The organism is Streptomyces sp. (genome assembly GCF_035563135.1).
GTDB lineage: Bacteria > Actinomycetota > Actinomycetes > Streptomycetales > Streptomycetaceae > Streptomyces.
Genome location: NZ_DATMVN010000592.1, coordinates 1 through 4,998, shown reverse-complemented (window position 1 = coordinate 4,998; position 4,998 = coordinate 1). Strand labels below are relative to the sequence as shown.

The window sequence follows — 4,998 nt, the reverse complement described above, 5'->3', positions numbered from 1 at the left end:
CGGCCGGTCCGGAGCCAGGCTCGACGCGGGGTCGTATCCAGGACATGGAGCGGGGCGGATCTCACGCGCTCGCTCCAACTCCAGTGTCAGATTCACCCGGCGCCAGAGGATCTCGTCCGGATCGTCCGCCAGCATCAGCCTCGCCATGGCCTCCCTCCCCGATACGGAGCCCGGGCGCCCGAGGGCGGCCCCTGGCTGCATCCGAGCCAGGTAGGCGCGCTCGTAGGGATCCTCCACCACCTCCGCGAGCTGGACCGGGTCCAGAGCGGATGCCTGCAGGGCCGCGCGTGCCCACGGGTCCTCCGCACGGCCCAGCAACCGGTCGATCCTGCGTGAACGCCAGTTACGCGCACGCCAGTCGGTACCGGCCTCCAGCATCGTCCGCATCCCCACCGGACTCTTCCCCGCGACCAGCTCAGGTTCCCTCGCGGCGAAGTCGATGAGCTCGTCCACCAGGTAGAGCCAGACCACCGCGCGGTAGCGGTTCAGATAGAACGCCACCGGCGAGACGCACCCGATGCGGGCCAGGCCGGTGAAGCGCACAGGGCTGACTCCGAGCAGCGTGGCGCCTTCCGCCGTGCCCGCTGTACGCACTTGGTCGCGAAGCGATTCGGGGAACCCCGGCAGTGCGCGCAACCGGTCGATCTCCTCCTGACGCACCCGCGGCCTCGTCCCCTCTTTCGCCGGTTCCGTCCCGATCAGGCCCAGGTGGAGGGCGAGATCGAATTCACCCCGCTTCAACCCCAGTTCCTGAGCTGCGCGTCCCGCGGACACGCACACAGATGCCGCCGTGCCACCGGTGCGCGGGTGAGCGGCTTCCGAAACGGTCATGACTTCCTCCCCCGTGAGGTCGAATACCCTGTGTGACCACGGTAAAGCAGGGAGGAATCGCTCGCCGAGCCTGTGGATAACTTCGCGTCCACAGAAGCTGCAGGTCAGATACGGTCGGCGCTCTCCACGTCCTGCCGTGCCGTCACGCCGAGGTGTTCGCCCACCCGGTTCACCAACAGGGTCATCTCGTAGGCGACCTGGCCGACGTCGGCTTCGGCGGCAGTGAGTACGCACAGGCAGCTGCCGTCCCCCGCCGCGGTCACGAAGAGCAGCGCCTCGTCGAACTCCACCATGGTCTGGCGTGCTCTTCCAGCCCCGAAGTGCCGCCCCGATCCGCGAGCCAGGCTCTGCAGTCCGGACGAGACCGCCGCCAGATGTTCCGCGTCCTCCCGGGCCAGGCTTGTGCTGGCGCCGGTCACCAGCCCGTCGTTCGACAGCACCAGCGCGTGCTGGATGTGCTCCACCCGGCTGGTGAGATCGTCAAGGAGCCAGTCAAGTCCCCGGTCCAGCGCCATGTGCTCGTCCTCCCCGTTCATCCGTTCCCCGTGTCCCGCGCTTTCGTCGTAAGCCTTGCGTACGGCTCTCCTGCGGGCAAGCGCCTCCTTGCTCCAGGGGCGTTGCTTCGCGCCACAGGACCACCCGCCGCGGAATACCCGCTTCCGGAGCGCGACTTGGATATGAACAGCGCTTCGGGGGCCTCGCCTCACGTAGGGCCTGCCGACCGGATCGAAAAGGACGGGCGGCGCCCGGGAGGTTTCCGGACGGCCAGGCAACGTTCGAGCCTGTGCGGCGCTTCGTGTCGTTTCGCTCGGGTGCGGACTGCGCGATCATGTCCGTATGGCCGACGATCACACACACGTCCAGGACTTCTTCTCCGTTCGGGCGGCGGAATGGGACAGCCGTTTCCCCGACGACGGCCCCGCCTATGCCGCCGCCGTCGGCGAGCTCGGTCTGCGTCCGGGTGGCGCCGTGCTCGACGCGGGCTGCGGTACGGGGCGGGCACTGCAGGCCCTGCGCACAGCGGTCGGGCCCGGTGGGACGGTGCTCGGGGCCGACCTGACGCCCGCGATGCTGCATGCGGCCCTGCGGGCGGGGAGAGGAGCCAGCGGCGCTCTGCTGATGGCGGATGTCGTACGTCTTCCGCTGCGCGCCGGGACACTCGACGCGGTCTTCGCTGCAGGGCTGATCTCACATCTGCCACGTCCGGAGCAAGGGCTGGCGGAGCTGGCGCGGGTGGTGCGCCCGGGTGGGCGGCTTGCCCTGTTCCACCCCGTCGGACGGGCAGCGCTGGCCGCGCGCCACGGCAGGTGCCTCTCGGGCGACGATCTGAGGGCCGAGCCCCGTCTCGCGCCGCTGCTGGCAGAGGCGGGCTGGCAGCTGGACACCTATACCGACGAGGACAGCCGCTTCCTGGCACTGGCCGTACGGACCGGCTGAGCTCGGTCTTTATCCACCAAGATCTTCCGGGCCTGCCGATGGCCTTGAGGGTCTCGGGCGTTTGACGGTCCTGCCGACGTCGTAGCGGGGTGCTCGATGTTCGTCCTTGGCGCCGGATGGCCGTCCGGGGCCTGCTCCTCGGGGTCCGGGAACACAGGTCGGGCAGGCGGGGTGAGCGCGGAGTTCCGGAGTGGTTCAGCCGAGAGTCTGCTTCGCGAAGCGAAAGGTGTGCTCCAGATCGAAACGGCGGAGAAATGCCTGCCAGAAGCGTTCCACGTCCTCCAGGGTGGCGCCCGTCCTGGGGACCGACCACACCGGCGGGGCATCCCGGTCCTTCGATGAATGCTCGACCTTCAGCCTGATCAACACACCTTTCACGAATCGCAGTTCATCTTCGTGGTCGAGCCATGGGTGAGCCTTGGGTGGACCCGGTCCCACGCCTGGGTCTCGGCCTTGCCGTAGTCGGTGGTCTCCGCGGCGGTGGTGATGGCAGGCTCGGGCCGGGTCTCCGGCTTGGTGAAGCAGAACCCAGGGCCGTGCTTGGACGGTCGACCGTTGACGCCGTGCGTTCCCGGTGGTTTCGGCAGACGCATCACGCGGTCGCGTCGTCCGCCGGGCCGAGCCGGACCGCGTCCAGGATGGCGGTCCGGGACGTGACGCCCGGCTCCAGCACAGCGACGAACGAATAGGGCCGGCCCGGGATGGACTGTGATGCCGTCTTCCCGCGGCCGTAGACATGGCGGAACAGCCGCTCCGCCGAGTACGGAGCGTCCGAACGACGCCACAGCGGCACACCAATACATCGACCGCCAGTACCAGGCGCCCACCATGGAAACGCGGCAGCGGCAGCCCGGTCAGCACTTTCCGCAGCCGGCCCATGTCGGTCCGGCCGAGCAGGTGCCATGTCTGGTGTGTGGTGAAGTGCCACGCTTCTGCCGCTACAGATCAGCCCTCCTCTGGCGGACCGACCGGGTGTATGCCTCGCCAGCAGCAAGGACTCACCCGGCTCGTGACGGGGGTGCCGGTCGCTGGCCCTTCGGATCCGGAGGCCGCCCCGGACCCGACTGCGAAGGTTTTGGTGCACCGGCTGGGGAGCCCACCTTCACGCGCGGGTTTCTGAACTCCCTGGAGGACCCGGACCTGCCTGGGCCTGTTCGGTTCAGCCGGCTTCTCCCAGGACCGGCAAAGGGCGGCAGCCAGGGGGCGGGCGAGCCGGAGCCGGTACCGGAGCACCAGAGCCGGACCGGCTTGTTCACCCCTCCACTGGGCAGCTTCTCGGCCGTCAGGCGGATCACGGTGCCCTCAATGAGAGGCCCCGCCCTCGCACACGTCCGGTGAACAGGGAGAACCCCGGCCAAGTACGGGCCTCGTTCGACGGGAGACGCTGAACGACAAGCTGAGCAGCGTCCGTTTCTCCGGGTCGCGCGGTCCCCGCTGTGCGACCGCTGCTGCTCAGCCGGCCGCCCCGGTCCCCTCAGCCGGTGCGTCCGAAGTCCTGCCGTGCGGCACCGGGCAGCCGCGCACGCCAGGAGTGGGGAACGTGCCGAGCCGGGCGACCTCGTAGCCGTCCGGGTACCCCTTGATCTCAGGGTTCTGACGGGCGTAATGAGCAGTGGAGCGCGGCGGCAGGAGCCGCACGGCGCGGGCCCTCAGGCGCAGGGCGCCATGGGTCAGCCCGCGCGCGAGGGGACCCGGCCGCTCGTACCGGAACGCCCGCAGCAGCGAGTCGTCGAGCAGAGCGAGGCTGGCTTTGCGGACCACGGGGGCCAGCGGGCGCGGATACCAGGAGCCCATCAGGGCCAGCGTGGCGTCGGCGACCGTGCGTGCGCCCTCGTCCCAACCGAAGTGCTCCTTCTCGTAGGAGTCGAGGGTCCGCTCGAAGTCCTCGTAGGTCTGCGGCACGTCCTGGATGCCCATACGAGCGCCGAGGGTGCGGTAGTACGCGGCGAAGGCTCGCACCTCGTGACCGGACAGTCCGCGCCATCCGTACGTGTCCAGCCAGCGCTTGGGGGTGACGACGAACGTGCACAGCACGTAGCGCATGTCGTCGTTGCTGATGTCATAGCTGCGGTGCATCCGGTTGATCCGCCGGACCGCCGTACGGCCCGCCTCGCTGTCGAAGCCGTGCTCGACGACGGTGTCGAGAAGAAGTGCGGTGTCGTCGTACCTCTTCTGTGAACGTTCCGTCAGTTCCCCGGTCCGCGCGAGCAGTCGGCCGATGCTGGGAACGGCGTACGTGCGGTACAGGGCGAGTTCGAGTGCGCGGGTGATGTCCCAGGGGAATTCGTACGACACGGTGAGCCGGTAGATCTCCAGGAAGTCCCGCTCCGGATCCAGGCGCTGGATCTCCTTCAGGCGTTGGTACCGCTTCACGATGCTGTCCCCCTCGTCGGCCGGAGGCACAACCCTACGTGTGCCGGACAGACCGGCACCACGGTACGAGGGTCTCGTGGCGGGTGCCCGCGGCCGGCCGCGCCCCCTCGGGCAGGTGTCCGTTGACGCTTGTCAGGCCCTCGACGACACGGTTACCGAGTAGTAAGGTGCGCCGACGGTACGAGCGATCAGGGACGAGGGTGGCTGCTGTGGCAGGGACGGACGACACGGTCACCGACGGTGACACGCTGTTTGTGCTGACCGCGGTACTGCTGACTCCCGCGCGGTTCCCCGGTGTGCTCGGGGACGACTACGTGGCCGCGTGCGCCGCACTCGGTCTTGAGCCGTACGCCGAGG

General features: G+C 69.1%; 4 protein-coding genes and 1 pseudogene. 1 reads left to right on the top strand and 4 read right to left on the bottom strand.

Annotated elements, in window-relative coordinates; all coding sequences use genetic code 11:
* The coding region (locus tag VN520_RS26475; RefSeq protein WP_325749457.1) for a DUF6397 family protein at positions 1 to 831 on the bottom strand (831 nt) is incomplete at its 3' end.
* 104 nt (positions 832 to 935) lie between these two features.
* Positions 936 to 1,346 carry a roadblock/LC7 domain-containing protein gene (locus tag VN520_RS26470; protein ID WP_325749459.1) on the bottom strand — a complete coding sequence of 137 codons (411 nt, stop codon included), beginning with the start codon at positions 1,344 to 1,346 and terminating at the stop codon, positions 936 to 938.
* A gap of 322 nt (positions 1,347 to 1,668) precedes the next feature.
* Here VN520_RS26470 and VN520_RS26465 point away from each other — a divergent pair, with 322 nt between their 5' ends.
* Complete coding sequence (locus tag VN520_RS26465) at positions 1,669 to 2,268, top strand: class I SAM-dependent methyltransferase (RefSeq protein WP_325749456.1); 600 nt, start codon at positions 1,669 to 1,671, stop codon at positions 2,266 to 2,268.
* A gap of 16 nt (positions 2,269 to 2,284) precedes the next feature.
* Here the strand turns inward: VN520_RS26465 and VN520_RS26460 are convergent.
* Positions 2,285 to 3,159 (bottom strand): annotated as a pseudogene (locus VN520_RS26460) (transposase); the annotation flags it as partial.
* Positions 3,160 to 3,720: 561 nt separating this feature from the next.
* Positions 3,721 to 4,644 (bottom strand): oxygenase MpaB family protein, encoded by a 924-nt coding sequence (locus VN520_RS26450; RefSeq protein ID WP_325749458.1) that lies wholly within the window; start codon positions 4,642 to 4,644, stop codon positions 3,721 to 3,723.
* Positions 4,645 to 4,998: the final 354 nt, after the last annotated feature.

Coding starts and splice junctions, on each gene's coding strand:
- VN520_RS26465 (WP_325749456.1), top strand. CDS start 1,669: ATGGCCGACGATCACACACACGTCCAGGACTTCTTCTCCGTTCGGGCG.
- VN520_RS26470 (WP_325749459.1), bottom strand. CDS start 1,346: ATGGCGCTGGACCGGGGACTTGACTGGCTCCTTGACGATCTCACCAGC.